This window comes from Dapis purpurea BLCC-M126 (assembly GCF_050015975.1).
Taxonomy (GTDB): Bacteria; Cyanobacteriota; Cyanobacteriia; order Cyanobacteriales; family Microcoleaceae; genus Trichodesmium.
This window is the reverse complement of record NZ_JBNHER010000001.1, coordinates 118928-138571: the sequence shown is the minus strand read 5'-3', so window position 1 is coordinate 138571 and position 19644 is coordinate 118928. Positions and strand designations below refer to the sequence as shown.

At 34.1% G+C, this 19644-nt stretch carries 9 protein-coding genes and 1 pseudogene; 8 read left to right on the top strand and 2 right to left on the bottom strand.

Annotation, left to right across the window (positions count from 1 at the left end; translation table 11 throughout):
* Window positions 1-20 precede the first annotated feature (20 nt).
* Window positions 21-686 (bottom strand): polysaccharide deacetylase family protein, encoded by a 666-nt coding sequence (locus ACP6PL_RS00510; RefSeq protein ID WP_426541427.1) that lies wholly within the window; start codon window positions 684-686, stop codon window positions 21-23.
* A 765-nt stretch (window positions 687-1451) separates the two neighbouring features.
* On the opposite strand from ACP6PL_RS00510, the gene ACP6PL_RS00505 reads away from it, so the two are divergent.
* The 3 genes from ACP6PL_RS00505 to ACP6PL_RS00495 all read left to right on the top strand — a co-directional run bounded on the left by ACP6PL_RS00505 (window position 1452) and on the right by ACP6PL_RS00495 (window position 5106).
* Complete coding sequence (locus tag ACP6PL_RS00505) at window positions 1452-2579, top strand: metallophosphoesterase family protein (RefSeq protein WP_426541426.1); 1128 nt, start codon at window positions 1452-1454, stop codon at window positions 2577-2579.
* A 493-nt stretch (window positions 2580-3072) separates the two neighbouring features.
* Window positions 3073-4308 carry an LL-diaminopimelate aminotransferase gene (locus ACP6PL_RS00500; RefSeq protein WP_426541424.1) on the top strand — a complete coding sequence of 412 codons (1236 nt, stop codon included), beginning with the start codon at window positions 3073-3075 and terminating at the stop codon, window positions 4306-4308.
* A gap of 552 nt (window positions 4309-4860) precedes the next feature.
* Window positions 4861-5106 (top strand): hypothetical protein, encoded by a 246-nt coding sequence (locus ACP6PL_RS00495; protein ID WP_426541422.1) that lies wholly within the window; start codon window positions 4861-4863, stop codon window positions 5104-5106.
* A gap of 468 nt (window positions 5107-5574) precedes the next feature.
* On the opposite strand, the gene ACP6PL_RS00490 is transcribed toward ACP6PL_RS00495, so the two are convergent.
* Window positions 5575-6159: a hypothetical protein gene (locus ACP6PL_RS00490; protein WP_426541420.1), complete on the bottom strand. Its 585-nt coding sequence runs from the start codon at window positions 6157-6159 to the stop codon at window positions 5575-5577.
* 254 nt (window positions 6160-6413) lie between these two features.
* On the opposite strand from ACP6PL_RS00490, the gene ACP6PL_RS00485 reads away from it, so the two are divergent.
* The 5 genes and pseudogenes from ACP6PL_RS00485 (at window position 6414) to ACP6PL_RS00465 (ending at window position 19217) form a co-directional block, all read left to right on the top strand.
* The gene (locus ACP6PL_RS00485) at window positions 6414-7829 is read left to right on the top strand and encodes a helix-turn-helix domain-containing protein (protein ID WP_426541418.1); all 1416 of its coding nucleotides are present in this window, start codon (window positions 6414-6416) and stop codon (window positions 7827-7829) included.
* A 499-nt stretch (window positions 7830-8328) separates the two neighbouring features.
* A pseudogene (locus ACP6PL_RS00480) lies at window positions 8329-8499 on the top strand (LL-diaminopimelate aminotransferase); the annotation flags it as partial.
* Window positions 8500-8686: 187 nt separating this feature from the next.
* Window positions 8687-9556: a LysM peptidoglycan-binding domain-containing M23 family metallopeptidase gene (locus ACP6PL_RS00475; protein WP_426541416.1), complete on the top strand. Its 870-nt coding sequence runs from the start codon at window positions 8687-8689 to the stop codon at window positions 9554-9556.
* 2875 nt (window positions 9557-12431) lie between these two features.
* Entirely contained in the window at window positions 12432-13598 is a 1167-nt protein-coding gene (locus ACP6PL_RS00470) for a calcium-binding protein (RefSeq protein ID WP_426541414.1), read from the top strand.
* Window positions 13599-13970: 372 nt separating this feature from the next.
* The gene (locus tag ACP6PL_RS00465; protein WP_426541412.1) at window positions 13971-19217 is read left to right on the top strand and encodes a tetratricopeptide repeat protein; all 5247 of its coding nucleotides are present in this window, start codon (window positions 13971-13973) and stop codon (window positions 19215-19217) included.
* Window positions 19218-19644 lie beyond the last annotated feature (427 nt).

Genomic DNA, 19644 nt, shown 5'->3' with positions numbered 1-19644 from the left:
ATTTGCTTCGATTTTAATAATTATTCTTGAAGTTCTCGGTCAGATAATTTGGTTAAATCTTTGGGATGAGTAATACTATGAGATGCAATTGTTACTAATGGATTTGCGGCCATTTCTTCTAATTGTTCCGAGGTGAGGGTAGAACAACCAACTATTTTGCCTTCTATTTTGTCTGTATATACTGAAAAAACTGCTGGATAATTGTATTTTTTGAGAAGGGGATAAACTATTTGATAATTACCAATATATCCGTCATCGAAAGTCAGGACTATTGGTTTAGCTGGTAATGGTTTTCCTGTGCATAAGTGCTGAATTAGTTGCTCTAAACTAATCGGGGTTACTCCATTTTTTCTGATTAATTCCAGATGCTTTTCAAATTTTTCTACTGTGACATCAAAAGATACTTTTTTCTTGGGTAAAATGTCGTGATACATAATTATCGGAACTTTGGCTAATCTGGCTCGTTCGTGAATTGTCGGCCAAGGATTAGAGCTATTATTTACAGCAACAATCGTTTGTTCTCTGATGATTTTTATTAAGTTAGCTAATCCTATTTCTTGGTTTGTCATCAAGTTAGAAATAGTTAGGAATTGATTGAGTGTAGTATCCAGGGATATTTCTGATAGTTGAATATTCTGAATTTTTGCAAGATTTAGGATGTTTTGAGTTAGGAGTAGATTGAGCAAAGGTTGTTTGTGAGAATAGTCCTAGTCCTATTAATAGGCTTAAAATTAGATTGCTGATAACTAATAAGGAAGAGCGGATTAGGAAAAAGTTAGACATAACAAGAAAATTAAAACTCCATATCAACATTCAGCTATTAGCTTCAGATATGCAGGAGGTTAGATGACAATATTGAAACATTAATATTCTGAATTAAGCATGGTTTAAAGCACATATAAAAAGCTTAAATATCCATAGTAAATGTCTTTAATACCTTCAAAAAAAAGCTGATTCATGATTGCTAATAGCTAAATGCTTACTTATTTCATGACTTGAGGAAATACTGATAAAAATCATAAAATAAAAATAGTCATTAATTGTTTATTTTTAGGTTAAAAATAGTTCAATAAAATGATCCTTTAGTTCTGGCAAGTAAATAGTATTTTTGTTTATAATTGATAAATTTGCAGTTGGAAAGTTTGCAGATTAAATTCTCTGGGGAATAAAGTGGATTTATAAGTTCAGAGATCGTATTTATTGAAATTGTGATTAGCTGTAATTTTTTCGAGAATATTTCAGATAAATGATTAAAGTTATAAACAATTGCTATAGCACTTATATTTCAGTTGTAATATTTTAGGTAGAGGCGATTCGCGTTTGTGGAGCATGACCTTAGGAAATCGCCCCTACAGGAGTCAGAATATAAAAGGATTTTGATAGTTATTAATTCCTTTTAAATATCTCATTAATCATTCCTGATTTCTATCTATAATTTATATGACTAATTTATGGCAAAAAACATGAGATTTAACCGTCGTAATTTACTCATTTTTCTGGGCAGTGCATTTGGATTGGGATTAACTATAATTTTCCGCAGAATATTTCAGCCAAACAAGACTATAAATCTTGAAAAGACTAATTCCCAACTTCCAGAAACTTCTAATATTTCTCCTTCACAAATTCCAACTCTATCTACACCTGCACCTCCAGGAATGTTTGCTCCGAAAAAAGGAGATATTCGACTCGTAGTTATTAGTGACTTAAACAGTAGATATGGTTCCACAACTTATGAATCTCAAGTGGAAAAAACTATTCCTTTTATTTCTGAATGGCAACCAGATTTAGTGCTTTGTGCAGGTGACATGGTTGCCGGACAAAAACTATCACTGACTGAAGAAAATATTCAAGCTATGTGGAATAGTTTTGACCGCTACATTGCCACACCATTACGTCAAACTAAACAACCATTTGCTATTACTATTGGCAATCACGATGGTTCTGGTTATATTAAGTCTGGAAAATTTATATTTGCCAAGGAGCGTAGACTAGCAGAGAATTATTGGAGTCAACATCAAAATGATCTAAACCTAGAATTTTTCGAGGGAGATGAGTTTCCTTTTTACTATAGTTTCCTACACAAAGAAATCTTTTATTTAATTTGGGATGCTTCTACATTTCAGATTCCTAATCAACAATTAGAATGGGTAGAAAAAAGTCTAGAAAGTAGTCAAGCACAAACAGCAAAAATGCGAATAGTGATGGGGCATTTACCTCTTTATGCTGTAGCAGTTGGCAGAAATAAATTTGGTGATGTTTTGACTGAAGCTGAAAAGTTACAAACTTTGCTAGAACAATATAATGTACATCTATATATTAGCGGTCATCATCATGCTTATTTTCCTGGTTATAAAGGTAATTTAAAATTGCTTTATACTGGTGCTGTAGGAAGCGGACCTCGCGTTTTACTTAATAGTAATTTAGCTCCGATAAATACTTTGACTGTTGTAGATATTAATCTGGAACAAAGCAATAGTTTTTACACTACTTACGACATGAAAAAATTCGCAGTTATTAACTCACAGGAATTACCAGAAAAAATTACTGGTTTTAATGGTTCGGTATGGCGGGAGTCATAACTGAAGTTAAAAGTCAGAAGTCAGAAGTTAAAAGTGAGATAAATTAACTATTTCTATTAATGCTAAGTGCGTAAGCAAAATTAATTACCGAAAAATTAAGGTATAAAGCCTCTACATTCATAGGGAAAAAATCAACAATTTCTTTGAGCAAAATCATCTTCTTTATAATAAGAGGTAATTATTAATTGTTGATTATTGAAACATCCTATTGACTCTCGGTTCCCTCTCTCAACTATAAAATTCCTAAAAGCACAACTACTTACTTATACGAATTTGAAAAAAGAATCTTAGAAATAATTAGGGTAATTAAAATAATTTCATCAAATTTTACTTTGATTAAAAAGTGATATTCAAGCAAATAAATCATATTTAAACATATTTATTCTGATTACTCACTCCTGTCTCCTGGCTCCTAAAGTGACAAGTGATAACTGATATTTGACTTTAAGTTTTCCAAAAGGTCTAATGTTGTAAGTGACTTTTTTAATCTACCATGGCAACAATTAACGATAATTATCTCAAACTCAAAGCAGGATACCTATTCCCAGAAATAGCTAGACGGGTTAATACTTTCGCTGAAGCAAACCCAGAGGCCCAAATTATTAAATTGGGTATTGGGGATGTAACCGAACCATTGCCAGAAGCTTGTCTTCAGGCCATGACTAAAGCTGTGGCAGAAATGGGCGATCGCTCGACTTTTAAAGGTTATGGCCCAGAGCAAGGTTATGGTTGGTTACGGGAGAAAATTGCGACTCAAGACTTCCAAGCTAGAGGATGTGATATTGATGCCTCGGAAATTTTCATTTCTGATGGATCGAAGTGTGATAGTGGTAATATTTTGGATATTTTTGGCAACAATAATACTATCGCTGTGACAGATCCAGTATACCCAGTGTATGTAGATACTAATGTAATGGCAGGTAATACTGGTGATGTAAATGAAAAAGGGGAATATGAGGGTTTAGTTTATTTACCAATAACAGCCGAAAATAATTTCACTGCCGAAATTCCTACTGAAAAGGTAGATTTGATTTATTTGTGTTTTCCCAATAACCCCACGGGTGCGACTGCCACTAAAGAATATTTGCAAACATGGGTAAATTATGCCAAAGCGAATAATGCCATTATTTTGTTCGATGCTGCTTATGAAGCTTTTATTACTGATGCAAGTCTTCCCCATTCTATTTATGAGATAGAAGGAGCAAGAGAATGCGCGATCGAATTTCGCTCCTTTTCTAAAAATGCTGGTTTTACTGGTACCCGTTGTGCGCTGACTGTAATACCTAAAACTCTCAAAGGGAAAGCTGCTGATGGTAGCGATGTAGAATTATGGAAATTGTGGAACCGCCGTCATTGCACTAAATTTAATGGAGTTTCTTATATTGTGCAGCGAGGTGCAGAAGCAGTTTACTCCGAGGAAGGGAAAGCGCAAGTTAGAGCATTGATCGAATTTTATTTAGAGAATGCCAAAATTATTTGCTCTCAGTTACAAGCAGCAGGGTTAACTGTTTATGGTGGAGTAAATGCGCCTTATGTTTGGGTGCAGACTCCCACAGGTTTGTCAAGTTGGGATTTCTTTGATAAGTTGTTGCAAAATTGTAATGTTGTCGGTACTCCCGGTTCAGGTTTTGGTGCTGCGGGTGAAGGTTACTTCCGAATTTCTGCTTTTAATAGTCGGGAAAATGTCAACGAGGCGATGAAGCGGATAACTGAGAAATTTAAAATTTAGGTGAGAGGCGATCGCTTTTAACTTACCCAGAAACCGGGTTTATAGCAATTCTTTAATCTATGAGGTACACTTTTATCCTCCCTACCCCGCTTTCTAAGGGGGATTTAGGGAGATTACAAATGTACTTCATAACTCTTGGAATTGCTATATCTAAGAAATTTCCTGGAAAAGACTAATCATGGGAATAAACCTATTTTTTTATTTCGAGCGCTCGTTATTAATTAGACATAAATCGGGTTTATCCAAGAAATTTCCTGTCAGTTATCAGTTATCAGTGTTGAACCTGTAGAAATTAGTAATCTTTTAGCTGAGATTTAAAGCAAAATGTACCTATTGCCCTAGCGATCGCTACATAAAAAGCAAGTTCTGAGCTGATAATTATTAATATTTTGCTGGAGATTAAGAGACAACTGCAAATTAGTTTTTTTTCGGGTATAGATTTCTCTGTTGATAGGGATAAGGGGTTGAATGGATTTTGTGATTTTATTATTAGTGAATCTCCCGAACAACTATATTTAGATACTACTGTAATTGTTCTTGTAAAAGCTAAAAATGAAAACTATAGTTAGTGGTTTAGGACAATGTATTGCAGAAATGGTTGGGGCGGAAATATATAATCAACAAGATGGTAAAAATGTTCCTTTTATTTATGGTGCAGTTACGACAGGTCATGTCTGGAAATTTTTGAAATTGGAAAAGAATGTAGTGTTTATTAATGTAGAGAATTACTATATTAAAGATTCGAGGAAGATAATAGGAATTTTGGTAGAAATGGTTAGATCGGTTAAGTCTTTGTAATTAGAGATTAAAGCAATAAATAGAGTAGGCAAATCTCGCAAATTTTACGGTTGATATAGATGCGTCAAAATTTGCCCACCATAACTAAATCTAGCGAAAAACTATCTGATTTTTCTCAGGAGAAACCCTATAAAACCTGACAAAGTATGTACCTTCAGGTAAATTATATTTCTTATTCACATTATAACCAGGACAAATTCTGGTTCCTATTTTTTGATAATTTCTAGAAGATAAATTAAAAGCCATATTAGTTACACAAAATTCTGGTTTTCTAGAGTTACCTCCCTGAGAATTTTTATAACTTGTTATGTCTTTTTGAGGAAACTTTTTATTGTCAGAACTCTCTAGATATATCCAGTATTCTGTGCGGTCATACCGTCCTTGTGGAGCATCAATATCTAATTTTAAAATGGGAAAACTTTTAGATTCGTTTTTAAAGAAGCAGTTATCCTTTATTTTCTGAAGTCATTATCTATTCCTTACTGTAAATCTTAAATTTTGGTCTTTCCAACCAGTATCATCTCCTAAATAAATGGTTGCCATATCATACTCACAGGCACATTTCCAACCAGTATTAATTACTTTTCCTGAACTACCACTTCTTCTTCTATGTTGTAAACACATTTCGTAATTCTCTTTAGGAGTATAAATAGTAAAAGTCAATTTTTGATCTTTCCAACCAGTATCGTCTCCTAAACCTACTGACTGAATATCATTATAAGATTTGCTACATTTGCTACTTCTAAGTAATCCACTAGCAGGGCTAACTCTAGTATGCTCCAAACAAATTTTTGCGCCACCAATTGCTCTAAAAGCTAATTCTTGATCCTTCCAACCAGTATCATCTCCTAATCCAATCCATTGGCTAAAATCACCTGCTCTTGAACATATCCAATTAGTATCTATCACATTTCCAGATGAACCACTTATTCTTGTATGTCTCAGACATAAACCGGGAGCAGTATTTTGACTATTTGTTTTAGAACTAATACCAAGTATCAATAGTGTTGTTGCTACAAAACAATAGCCTATTTTTTTGAAGTTTTTAGGCATGATATTTATCCTTAAATCTGAACAGCTTGACTATATTAATTACTTGCTTAAAAGTCAAAAAAGTTTTGACAGTTTCGCCAAGTAACCTAATACCTAATAATTTACTACAACAAATAATCAGAGTTGCTACTGATAAAATCTCACAAAAAATAATGTATGACTAAACAGAATTATCAGAAAATATCAGATTTTTTTTCTGAAATATCAGAAAACATCAGATATAATAGGAATTTATTCCTAATTAAATTTGACTAATGACTCTTAATGAAGTTTTAAACTTTGTTGATGATATAGTTTTCGACAAAACTGGCAAACACCTTGATAGTCTCCAAAAAGCAATATTACGTGCTACTTGGCAAGGGGAAAAATACTCAAAGGTTGCTCAAGAATACCACTGCACTAAATTTCACGTTGGTAATGTCGCTTCAAATTTATGGCAACTTATTTCTCAGGAATTAAAAGAAAAAATTCATAAGTCAAATTTCCGCGCTGCGATGGAAAGATATCAAGTTTCTAATATTTCAAATGTATTTAATTTCGGACGACAAAGTAATTATGTAAAAGGTAATATTAATCTCTGTACAGATAACACCCATTCCTCAGAAACAAAACAAAAATTACCCACCACAAAAACAACAAACGAAAATAACACCCCACTCCCAAAACTCGACCTCCGAGACGCACCAGATATCAAAAAAATATTCTATGATCGCTCCACCCAACTCGCCACCCTCAAAACCTGGATACTCAAACATCACTGTCGTCTCATCACCGTCTCAGGAATAAGCGGTATCGGTAAAAGCACCATTATTCGTCACCTCATCCCAGAAATAGAATCTAATTTTGACCACATCATCTGGCGCACCCTCCGCACATCTCCACCCCTAAACATAACTCTCAAAAATTTAATTCAAATTATCTCCAACGTAGCAGAAATAAACCTTCCGAATAACACCGATGCTCAACTTTCAATCCTGATAGAAAAATTACGAGATATGCGATGTCTAATTATTCTAGATGACGTACAACAAATACTCACTAGTAAGCAACTTGTCGGCAACTATAAACCAGGATATGAAAACTATGGCAACCTATTTAAAATTATCGGCGAACTTCCTCACAATAGTTGTTTTATTCTCAACAGTTGGGAACCACCTTTAGAAATTTTCAACTTTATCGATGATGACTCACCAGTACGTTTATTTCAGTTAACTGGTTTAACAGAAAAGGAAGCGCGTGAGATGCTCAAAAATAGAGAATTATTGGATGAAGAAAAATGGCAAGAGTTGATAAATTTCTATCAAAGTAATCCCCAATGGTTAAAACTTATAGGAGAGACAATTAAAAATTTATTTGGCGGGAGTGTAGCTCAATATTTAAGTTATCAACCCCTATTTTTATCCGATGAATTAACCAATATTTTACAGCAGCATTTTCAAAGGTTGTCTGAATTAGAAAAACAAATGCTATCTCAACTCAGCGAACCAGCAAAATCTGTTTCAGTTGCCCAACTATTAGAAAAATCTCAATTATCATCACCAGAATTATTTCAAACATTACTATCTTTAGAAAGACGAGGTTTAATAGAAAAAATTACAGAGGAAAATCAGACTTTATTTATCCTTAATCCTATATTTAGCCATTATATACAGCGCTTCCCGTTATTATGAGGTACAGTAACAGCACTTCCAGCAGATTCCGAACTAACTAACATACAACTGAGTCTGCAAACATTTCCAGTAAACTTCGTAGTAGTCATAACCTGGATAACTTCTAAACTCTAAATTCGCGCATTCTAAATTCTTAACCGTTAATATATGTACCTCATAACTTCGGAAACTGCTGTATGTATTAAGAAAACAAAAGAATACGGATAGAGAGTTTCGGTTTCAAGAAGGGTATATTAAGAACCCTATATATGCAGATGTAGTAGAGCATTTATTTGTTTATGTTATATTATGTTCGGATAATTACTTATAATAAAGTTTTTGTTTGTAGTAGGGCTGAAGCCCTACTACGAGCTTTAATTATAATAACTATTTAACCGAACTTGATATTAGAGATTATTTAACATCTGATTGGGAAGGCGGTATTAATTTTGGTTTGAAGCGTAGTTATTTGATTTAGCTGATTAATTTGGGTTAATTATTGGTGGCGTAATCTATATTTTTGTTGAATTGGGATTTTTTCGATAAGCTGTTGCAAAATTGTAATGTTGTGGGTACAGCTGGTTCAGGTTTTGGTGCAGCAGGTGAAGGTTACTTCCGCATTTCCGCGTTTAATAGTCGGCAAAATTTCAACAAGACGATGAAGCGGATAACGGAGAAATTTAAAGTTTAGGTTAAATTTAGGCGATCGCTAAAATTAAGTAACATTAAATAGTAAGGTGGGCAGAAATTGAGTTATCAATATCATGGTAAATCAAGTTTTATTTGTCCACCATATTTTTTTCTAGTAGATTTATACAATTTGATTGCCGATGATTTATCAACCCTGCTTTTACCTTGCAACTACATTATTATTCTTAATGAATCCAGCGTTAGTAATGCAGGTTAACGCCCAACCTCAACGGATAAAAGTTCCTACTACTTCCATCTCAGAAGAAGCACAAAAAGTTTGTCCCCCACCTGCATTATCTCGTTTCCAACGCCATACCGTCACCCCCGGAGAGACTATTGAAAGCATCGCCCAACAATACAACCTAATACCCCCAACCTTATTAGCATTTAATCGAGTGCTACAAAAAGGACAAGTAACCGTAGGTACTGAGATTGTCATTCCTCCTTATAACGGTATTGCCGTAAAAGTACCTACTGGTAAAACCTGGAAAAATGTTGCAGAAAATTATAATATCCGTGCTGACGCTTTATATGAAGTAAATGGTTGTCCAGAAACACCAGCTCAACAAACACCAGACATAGTTTTTTTACCAGGAGTAAATTGGTCTCCGGGACGAAAAACACCGCCAAAAACATCTTTATTAACAGGTTATCCTTTACCTTTTGAAGCTAGGGTAATTTTAGGTTATGGTTGGTTGCTACATCCGATTAAAAATAAAGTAGTTTTTCATAGTGGTTTAGATTTAATTGCTGATACTGGCACATCAGTTTTTTCAATCGGAGAAGGTATTGTGGCATTTGCTGGTAAACAAGGAAATTATGGAAATTTAGTCGTAATTAATCATATTTCTGGCAAACAAACTCGTTATGCTCATTTAGATTCTATCAATGTTAAAACTGGTCAAAAAATTGAACAAGCAGAACTTTTAGGTAAAGTTGGTCAGACAGGGCAACCTGATTTCGAGGAAGCTCATCTACATTTTGAAATTAGATATAATTCCCCTTTAGGTTGGGTTGCTGAAAATCCCAATTCTTATATGGAAGTTATTTTTAAGTAATTGAAAAAAAATCTGATTGCTAATGAATATATAGGACTTTATTTTTAACTAAGTATATCTTCAGTGTGATTTTTGTTTGTTGATAAATTCTCTCTTCAATACACCCTAGTTTTGCCAGATAGGATGACAATTAAGAGTTAAGTGTGTCATAATTGAATTATAGAAATATCTTTGATATTTTGGGGCAATAGTTAGTAATACAATTTGTTTGTAAGAATCCACTTAATAATTTTGCTCAGACCTGATTACACTGACAATTATCATCTTTTATTAAGTGCAACTTCATAGAGAAATGATATAAAATTTCTTGCAGCAATGAAGTTATAACTGAAGCTCAAAAATATAAAGCACTAGCAATTATCATCAAAATTAGGAGTATAAATTATGATAGGCATACCATTTTACTTAATGATATTATGTTTCCTTGCTACTATTATCTGGGAAAAAGTAAAATATAGTTCTGAGCCAGATTCTCAAAGCTAAATTCAAAACTCAGCTAATATACGCTCCTCCACTTGCCATACAAAAAATCAGTAAAACTGACTAAATTTATAGATAGGGTTTAGATTTTTTTATTTCTCTCCCAACTCTATCCTAATCCATAATATACCCATGTTAAAACAGGAGATATTGTCAATATCTCTATTAGTCGTGGACAGAAAACATATCAAAAGTCGAACTTATACTCGTCTTGTCAAAACTATGACGGCTAAAGGTGTTGAGGTCAGAATAGAAGTGTATCGTATTTGAAGTAATCAATTTAGTTTTCTGCATCAAAATGATGGCTATGATTACAGTTTTCATTCTCTAACTGTTTGATTGAGTTATACTCCATTTTACTCCAAATTAACGTTATTAAGGTTATCTAATCGTAAGACTTAATTCTTGGCCATCTAATACTTAGAGTCTCTGCAATAGTAATCACATTGGCCTATGATCAGATTTCGTCCTCCACACTTGGGACAAATGAAAATCAGAAGAGATTTATAGATCATCTTCAATTTAGGGGATATTTTTGTGTAGCAGCCCATTTAGGTATTTGACATTCCTAAATGGTGTTTGCGAAGCGTTTGGACACCGAAAATTCAGTCAGCAATTACTTTTAATTTCTGACTTGCGTTTTAAGTTAGCCCCTGAAACGAGTGCTCAACTTTTTTGTCTAAATACCCTGACAGAGTTAAATTTCTTAGAAGATAGTATACAAAATAGTTAAATCAAGCAACAAACTCTGTTTTATCCACTACTAGATTTTGTCATTAGTTTACTAATATCCCTAATTTTCACCCTGACACTCGTGAAGTTACAAGTAATACCTATATTAATTTCAGGACTTACGCAGTACCGCTATATGTAGCATATAAATTCGTCATTATTCCAGATACACCCACTATAATTAGTACAGTTGCGTCAGTCCTGTTATTTTTTAAATATTATGGCTAAAAAAAACCTAACCCCCTAACCCCCTTCCCTACCAGGCTATCCCTTACCCATAAGTCTTATAAGCATTGCAGGGTGGGGAGTGTGGGAAGTGTGGGGAGATGGTTTAGTAGCTAGTCATAGTTGGCAAATGGTGAAATTGCGTTATTCACTTTTAGTCACCTCTGTCCTAGATATAAAAAATGGTAGGTTTGTCTTCTCTTCCCCCTCTTCCACCTCTCCCCCTATCCTGTAAGGAATTCGATCTTAATGTGGGTAATATCATGTCCGGATAATTAGTGATAAAAAAGTTTTTGTTTGTAGAATTGCTCTAGCCCGATAAATACCTATCTTAGGGCTAGAGCAATTCTATGAGCTTTAATTATCACTGTTCAACCAGACATGATATAAAGCATAGCCCTACTAGGGAAGGGGGAGAATATTTCCACCCTTGCTTTATCGGACGCTGTTTCAAAGTCAAATAAATAATCGATTAAGGGGAGTTGGGGACATCGAAAGAGGGATTTGGGGATATAAGTAGGATTTAGGGGCAATTAATTGGGGTGGAGAGTTGGAAAAGTTCCCAAAGAATCTTGGTGAAATCAAGGGTATTTCTGAAAAATCCATTGAATCACCAAAATTATTTATCGATAAAAGGAGCGAAAATCCTGGGTAAAGCGTGGATAATTCTCCCGTTCTCCCTGCTCCCCTTCTATCTTAACCAAGAATTAAACAGCCCTACTTTATAGTATAAGGGTTGGGGGAACGGAATGCTCTGCAAACGCGAATCACCCCTATAAAAGTCGAAAGTGGTTTTTGTAACCGCAATTAGAGGAACCCTTCAAAAACATTTCGCCTTAAAAAGCGGGCTTAATGACCCAATTATTTTGATAAATAAATCTAACTTAGTAGGGCTGATTTTTAGGAAGAAATGGCTCATTTGTCAAGGCTTTTAGTTAAAACCACCCTACAATTTTTAACGTTTAATTCGACCTACCTATCGATCACTTGCAAATCATTTTAGCTTGCTCTGTTGCTGTTGGCACAAATCATTATTTTCCTACTTTTTATTTGTATTTATTTAATTAAAATTTATCCGGATTCTAGGTATTTAAGTTTGAGTGAATACTTGTTAGCTAGTAATCTTTCAAACGTAGAATAATTAATTTAGTTAATCAATAAGTATTTATATCTAATTTGATATGATAATTTAGCTTATTTATAAGTAATTATACTTTCATCCATGATTTTAATTAATTTTATATCTAAAGTATTTACTTTAATTGTCACAAAAATCAGCAAAAAAATCTAATTTAAATAAAATAACCGGATTGAACTTAAAGCCATAGAATAACTATTTTAAAACCTAAATTTTGATTTAAATAAAAAAAAATAAAATAGGGATTTTGTCTGAAATTATTGTTAATATATATAGTCAATCTTAACGAATAAAAAAGTTATGAGTGAAGTAATAATAACCAATCCAACACCAAGTAGTTCCTTTTTCTTTAACGGTACGACATTTATCACAGCTACTCCAAATCCTGATGAGCTAGAGGGAACGTCTGGCAACGATAGTATCAATGCCCTGGGAAGCAATGATATAGTTAATGGTGGTGATGGCGATGACTCCATAGAAGGCAAAGGTGGCAATGACAGCATAGGCGGTGGTGAGGGTAATGACCGCATACTTGGTGGAGGTGACAATGACTTTGTTGTAGGTGGTCTAGGGGACGATACTGTAGAAGGTGGTTCTGGTACAGACACAGTAAAAGGTAACGCTGGTAATGACATTCTCGACGGTGGTGCTGGAGATGACATCATAGAAGGTGGTGCAGATAATGATACTGCCATAGGAGATACTGGTGCAGACTTCATAGATGGTGGTAGTGGAAATGACTATATTCTTGGAGATAATGTAGGTCAACCTGGTTATAATGATACAGTGCTTGGTGGAGATGGTGATGACACCATTTATGGTGGTGCTGGTGCAGATAGTCTTGTCGGTGGTGATGGTAATGACTCCATCCGAGGTGGTAAGGGCAATGATACTATGCGAGGGGGTATAGGTGATGACATTATTGAGGGTATTTCTGGAGAAAACCTAATATTTGCTGGTGAAGGTAACGATATAGTTTTAGGTGGTATAGACAACGATATCATCTTCGGTGGTGATGGTAATGACTGCCTAAGCGGTGGTATTGGTAATGACTTCCTCCGAGGTGGAGCGGGTGATGATACTCTGATAGGAGGTGAGGGTGCAGACACCTTTATTGGTAGTATAGGTAATGACATTATTGATGGTGGCGGTGGAGCAGATGTTTATATCTTTGATATTAATGCTTCTGGAGGTATTGACACTCTCACAGACTTCAGGGGAACTACAGATGGTGACATTATTCAGATAGATCAGGATATTATTCTTGGTAATGCTGGAGACCAAATTATACTGGAAACAGTCACAGATATTAGTAATTTCAATCCTAATGGTTCTACTAATGTAGTTTATGACACAAGTGGAGAGCTTTACTTTGTTCAAGATGACAATACAGTACAACAGTTCGCGTTCCTTGAAACTCCATTTGCTCAAGATACTCCCACAGCAGATGACTTTGAAATTATCTAATTAACTAACAAAAAGAATAAATTAATTTCCACAGGGAAGCATCTCAAACAATCGTATATATATTTTTATCATCAGGTTTTAAGGCATTTACGTCTATTTTGGGATTGCACAATTGGGAATAATATCAAATTCGGTAGTGTCGGTATAAATAAAGCAGAGAAACCGGGTTTATATGAAATGCCACTATACCGACATCTGTCTCCTATAAACCCGGTTTCTTATAACACTCCGTATTTTTTCATCACAACTATCTTTGAGCCAAAATTTTTTCCTGGCAAACATCTACAAAAATTATCTTTAGATTGCCCCGAAGAGGGGAAATATTCACAGAATATCTATATAGACTTAGCAAATCAGGGAGAAAAATAATATATGCAAAATGCTCCTGTTATTAAACTAATAGATGAAGCTGAAAATATAGCAATCCAAGGTTCATTGTGCCAGCAAGAAGGCAAATTAGAAGAGGCAACTTTTTACTATCAACAGGCACTTAATGACAATCCAAATTTACAACAAGTTCATTATAATTTAGGCATTGTACTGTATCAACAGGGAGATTTATTAGGAGCATATCAGAGTTATCAAAAAGCAATTGCTCTCCAACCAGATGATGTTAATACTTATTATAATTTGGGCATTGTCTTGCAAAATCAAGGTTTATTAGCACCAGCAATTGATAGTTATCAACAAGCAATAAATTTATCAAAAATTGAGAATAGTAACCATTTAGATTCTGTAGTTAATTCCTACAGTAACTGGGGTTGTATTTTGCTGCAGCAGGGTAAAGCTGATGCAGCAATTTCTGTGTTTAAAAAAGCTTTGTTGCTCAAGCCAGATGATTTTACTATTCACAATAATATTGGTCAAGGTCTGTTACTAAAAAGTCAACTAGACCAGGCAATAGTCTACTTTGAAAAATCCCTAAAATTAGAACCTCGATTTAGTATAGCTCGTTATCACATTGGCAAAGTATACCAATATCGGGCATTACATCAAGAAGCGGTTGAATATTTTCAGCAAATCATACAACTAGAACCAGAAAATATTACAGCTTATACTGACAGTGGTTATTCCCTTATGGAACAGGGAAAACTGTCAGAAGCAATGACTCATTTACAAACAGTTATTAAGAATAATTCGTTTGTTAAAGGTTATTGTAAATGGGCTAGTTTATTAGTAGAAAGTACAGATGAATTAGACAAAGCAAAAGTTGCCTGTGCCAAGTTTTTAATATCCCTACAACAATATAATTCCCAAAGTTCATCATCTCTGACAGAAATTTCTCAATTATTGGTAGAAACCTACTTACATCTAGGGAATGTTTCAGCCGAATATGGCAGACATAACCAAGCAGAGTTTTACTATAAAAAAGCTTTAGATATTCAACCAGTAGCAGCAGAGTATTATGTCAAGCTAGGTAATAGTTTAGTTGAGCAAAATCGGATAAATTCAGCAATTATTATTTATCATCTGGGATTGGCTATTTATCCTAATCATCCGCAAATATCAGAAAATTTGCAGAGTTTATCAAAATCAAAAAAATCTCAGAAAAACCAGAAATTATTATCATCTTCCTGTCAAGGATTAAATTGTCAACCATGCTTGAGACGAATTTTTGAACAATTTAATCCTATCCACTTAGGGAATAGAATTTATAGTTGTTCAGAAAATCCAACAACTGCAAATATTCCAGGCAAAAATAACTCATTAAAAATATCAGAACCAGAAACATTTGTAACGAAATTACCACAAGGTAAGGCATGGGTTGTACCCCAGCAAAATTCTTGGATGATTTGTAATGCTATAGCAATTATTAATCAAGATAATCAACTTGTAAAAGAGCTTTCTAGCGAATATCCTGGTGAATTGCCAGGATGCCAAAATTATGATCCAAATAAACATCGAATTTTTGAATTAGAAGAACTACCAGAGTTAGAAAAAATAGATGGTACAGTAGCAGTATTATCAGGATTATCTGGCAATGTATATTTTCATTGGATGGTCGATATATTGCCGAGGTTAGAAATCCTAAAAATTCATGGTATAGACTTAGAAGAAATAGATTGGTTTTTAGTTAATAGTTATCAACAGCCATTTCAAAGAGAAAGTTTGAAAATATTAGGCATTCCCGAAGAGAAAATATTAGAGAGCGATCGCCATCCTTATATTCAGGCAAAACAATTAATTGTACCTTCATTTCCCGGATATTTAGGTTGGCTACCATCCTGGGGTTTAGAATTTCAGCGTCGGGTATTTTTAGAGAGAATAAAACAGGAAAGGACAACCGAAAATCAACCCACAAAATCTTATCCAGAACGGATATATATTAGTAGAAATAATTCACGATACAGACGAGTCTTTAATGAAGAAGAAGTTATATCCAAGTTAAGCCAACTAGGTTTTGTTTGTATTGAGCCAGAATCAATGACTTTGACAGAACAAATAGCCATATTTGCTCATGCCAAAGTGATTATTGCCGCTCATGGTAGTGGACTGACAAATATTATGTTTTGTCGTCCAGGAACTAAAGTTATAGAATTGGTGTCACCTAACTATATAAGACATTATTATTGGGTGATTAGCCAACAACTCGGACTGGAGCATTACTATTTAAAAGGAGAGGATTTTACTTGTTATCCCATCCGTCAATTAATGTATCAAAATCCTCTGACGGAAGATATTATTGTTAATCTTAATTCTTTAGAAAAAGTTCTGAAAATTACTGGGATTATTGAAAATACAAAAATACTAGAAACAGTTTTCAGTTGTGAGATAAAAGCATCTATTCAGAAATATCAACAATTAGCCATCAGGGAAAATTTATCTAACCAACAGAGCAACCCACCTATTAAACCACTAGATAAAAAAATGTCACCAAAAGCTAACTCCCCACAAATTGCTGCTGAGTTACATCAACGGGCAGAATTATACTTAAAGCAAAAAGAATTAGAATCAGCAAAAACAACCTGTGAGCAAGCCTTAAAACATCAACCAGATTATGCCCCTGCTTGTAAAACTTTAGGCAATATTCTTCATACTCAAGGTGAACTAGAAACCGCCTGGTATTGGTATACAAAATCAATAGAATATCAGCCAAATTTTGCTGAAGCTTATGTTAATTTAGGTACATTATCTGTTCAAAAAGAACAGTGGCAAGAAGCGATAAGGTATTATCAAAAAGCTATAGAAATCAAGCCAGACTTAGCAGCAGCTTACCGAAACTTAGCCAGAGCTTATGAAAAAATTGGCAACCACACTGAAGCAGCAGAATGTCGTAGACAAGCTTACTCTTTAGAACCTGCTAATCAAAAAATAAATCAACCTAATAAAGTCACAAAATCAACTTCAGAATCATCAAATGAAGCAAGCAAAATAGCAATTTCCAGTGATGCCACAGCCACCTACAAAACTCTAGGCAAAATGTTGCAATCTCAAGGGCAAATAGAGGCAGCTTGGCAGTCCTATAAAAAAGGTCTTTCTGTTCAACCAAATGACCCAGAAATATATCTAAATATCGGCAGTTTATATGCCCAACAGCAACAATGGACGGAAGCAATTGAATGCTATAAAAAATCTCTTTCTCTCAAGCAAAATTATGCCGATGCTTACCGCAAACTAGCTACAGCTTGGACACAAATCGGCAAGCAAACAGAAGCTTATAACTGTTGGTATCGAGCTTACACTTTAGAACCAGAAAAAGCCACAGCAGAAGAACATTTAATATTAGGAAATACTCTGCTGCGACAAAACGTAATTGATAAAGCAATATCCTGTTATTGTCGGGCGATAGAATTAAATCCTAATTTATTAGGAGCTTACGAAAATTTAGGGGAAGCATTAAAGCTGCAAGGAACAAAGAAACCTACCACACCAGTATTTCCTCATCACTGGCAAAATCAAGTCAATTCTCTCAATTTACTAACAGTAGAAAATCATCAAAATACTCAAGGAATAATTCAACAGGTTAGAGCTGAAAATGCAATTCATATTGTTCAAAAACTCAAAAATTTTGAAAGAGTTGTTAGTGACTTAGTAAATACAGTCACATCAACATTTAATTTAAAAAATGACTTATCGGACAATTATCTAGAATCATCTTTATCTCTGTTAGAAAATAGTCAGCCTCAGCTCAATGGAAATTCTACAGGAATTATCCAAACTGTACATCCCAATAAACCTCTAATAATCGAACCAGATTTAACTAATATTTATTGGAATCTGGAGGGAGAAAAAACGGTTCTAAATACTCCAACCAAAACTAACAATAATCAAATTATTCACTCTGGTTTAAAAGCAGACGAAATTCCCCAAATAGATCAGCAAACACCAATAAATTTAAAATCTGCTTTACCACCTAATGGTACGGTAAATCTTCCTGAGATTTATATTCAGGAAGCTCAAAAATATTATCAGCAGGGATTGTATGAACAAGCTATTTCCCAATGTCAGCAAGCTATTTCTATCAAAATAGATGCAGTAGCAGCTTACATAATTCTTGGAAATTCTCAGCAAAAAATTAGGCAAATTAAAGAAGCAGAGAAAAATTACAAAACAGCTCTTGAAATTGAGCCAAATAATGCCTCAATTTATAAACGATTAGGAAATTTGTATGCTGAACATAAATCTTGGCAGTCAGCAATTACTTGTTATCAAAAAGCAGCAAAAATTGAACCAAATGTGGCTGATAATTATCGCAAATTAGCCAAACTTTGGAATGAGTTGGGTCAACCAAAAACAGCAATAGATTGTTGGTATAAAGCTTATTCTCTAGAACCTAAAAAAGTAACAGCTAACGATCATTTTAATTTAGGAAATAAATTGTATAGGCAAGGGCAAATTACTCAGGCAGTATCTTGTTATCAAAACTCTATAGAATTAAATCCTAATTTCCCTACAGTTTACTATAATCTTAGTGTTGCTTTAAAACATCTTGGTAGATTAGATGAAGCAGTTAGTTATCACCATAAAGCCAAGGAAATATGGGCAGATAAAAATCAAAATCAGAACAATTTAAAGGTTAATATGAATTCTCGTATATCAACCAAGTTAGAAATTCCACACCAGAATCTTCATCAACCAAATGCAACAGAAATAAAACTAGAAAATCGTCAAGCACGGCAGTTAGATAGAGCAGTGCAAAATCAGAAAAAGCACACTCAAAAAGAACAAATTAAAGAAATATTAAAAGAAGCCAATACTTATTATTTAGAAGGATTGTTTGCAGAAGCGATCGCCTCCTGTGAAAGAGCAATTAAAATTAAACCAGAGCCAGAAGCTTTTCAAATAATGGGGAAAGCTTTTCAAGATAAAAATCAGATAGATCATGCCATTAATTGTTATCATCAAGCACTGAAAATAAATCCTAACTTAGCTGGTGCTAATTATGACATAGGAAAAATATTAGCAGTGCAGAAAAACTGGCATGAAGCTATTCATTATTATCGGCAAGCTTTATCTTTATTACAGTTAGACTTAGATACTCAAACATTAATAGGATTAAAACCCGATATTTGGGAAGTACATCAGCAATTAGGAGATGCACTACAAGAAATTGGCGAAATAGAAGAAGCGGTAAAAATTTACCGTCAAGCTATTAATTTACAGCAGTTTTCTAGTTAATAAGGGAGAAAATTCTGGGGTATAGCACTATGCACAAGTTAAAAGTAATCTTTCACTAAATTTTTCCTATGGAAATGCTCAGTAAACAGCATTTAGTAGTGGATTGATACATCTAAAATGGTGCGTTACGACGGATTGTTAAATGCCTTTCACAGTCTAACATTCTAGCCGTATAACGCACCCTACTGCTATTGATCATTATATCATGTCCGGTTGAACAGTGATAAAAAAGTTTTTGTTTGTAGTAGGGCTTTAGCCCGATAAATACCTATCTTAGGGCTAAAGCCCTACTACGAGCTTTAATTATCACTGTTCAACGGGACATGATATTACTTATTGCCTTACTCCATAATCAGTATATAATCACTGGATTTGGTATGACACATCTAAAATAGTGCGTTACGACGGATTATTAAATTCCTTTCAC

Excerpts from the sequence above, each read along its gene's own strand:
- ACP6PL_RS00505 (WP_426541426.1), top strand. The coding sequence starts at position 1,452 with ATGGCAAAAAACATGAGATTTAACCGTCGTAATTTACTCATTTTTCTG.
- ACP6PL_RS00500 (WP_426541424.1), top strand. The coding sequence starts at position 3,073 with ATGGCAACAATTAACGATAATTATCTCAAACTCAAAGCAGGATACCTA.
- ACP6PL_RS00495 (WP_426541422.1), top strand. The coding sequence starts at position 4,861 with ATGAAAACTATAGTTAGTGGTTTAGGACAATGTATTGCAGAAATGGTT.
- ACP6PL_RS00490 (WP_426541420.1), bottom strand. The coding sequence starts at position 6,159 with ATGCCTAAAAACTTCAAAAAAATAGGCTATTGTTTTGTAGCAACAACA.
- ACP6PL_RS00485 (WP_426541418.1), top strand. The coding sequence starts at position 6,414 with ATGACTCTTAATGAAGTTTTAAACTTTGTTGATGATATAGTTTTCGAC.
- ACP6PL_RS00475 (WP_426541416.1), top strand. The coding sequence starts at position 8,687 with ATGAATCCAGCGTTAGTAATGCAGGTTAACGCCCAACCTCAACGGATA.
- ACP6PL_RS00470 (WP_426541414.1), top strand. The coding sequence starts at position 12,432 with ATGAGTGAAGTAATAATAACCAATCCAACACCAAGTAGTTCCTTTTTC.
- ACP6PL_RS00465 (WP_426541412.1), top strand. The coding sequence starts at position 13,971 with ATGCAAAATGCTCCTGTTATTAAACTAATAGATGAAGCTGAAAATATA.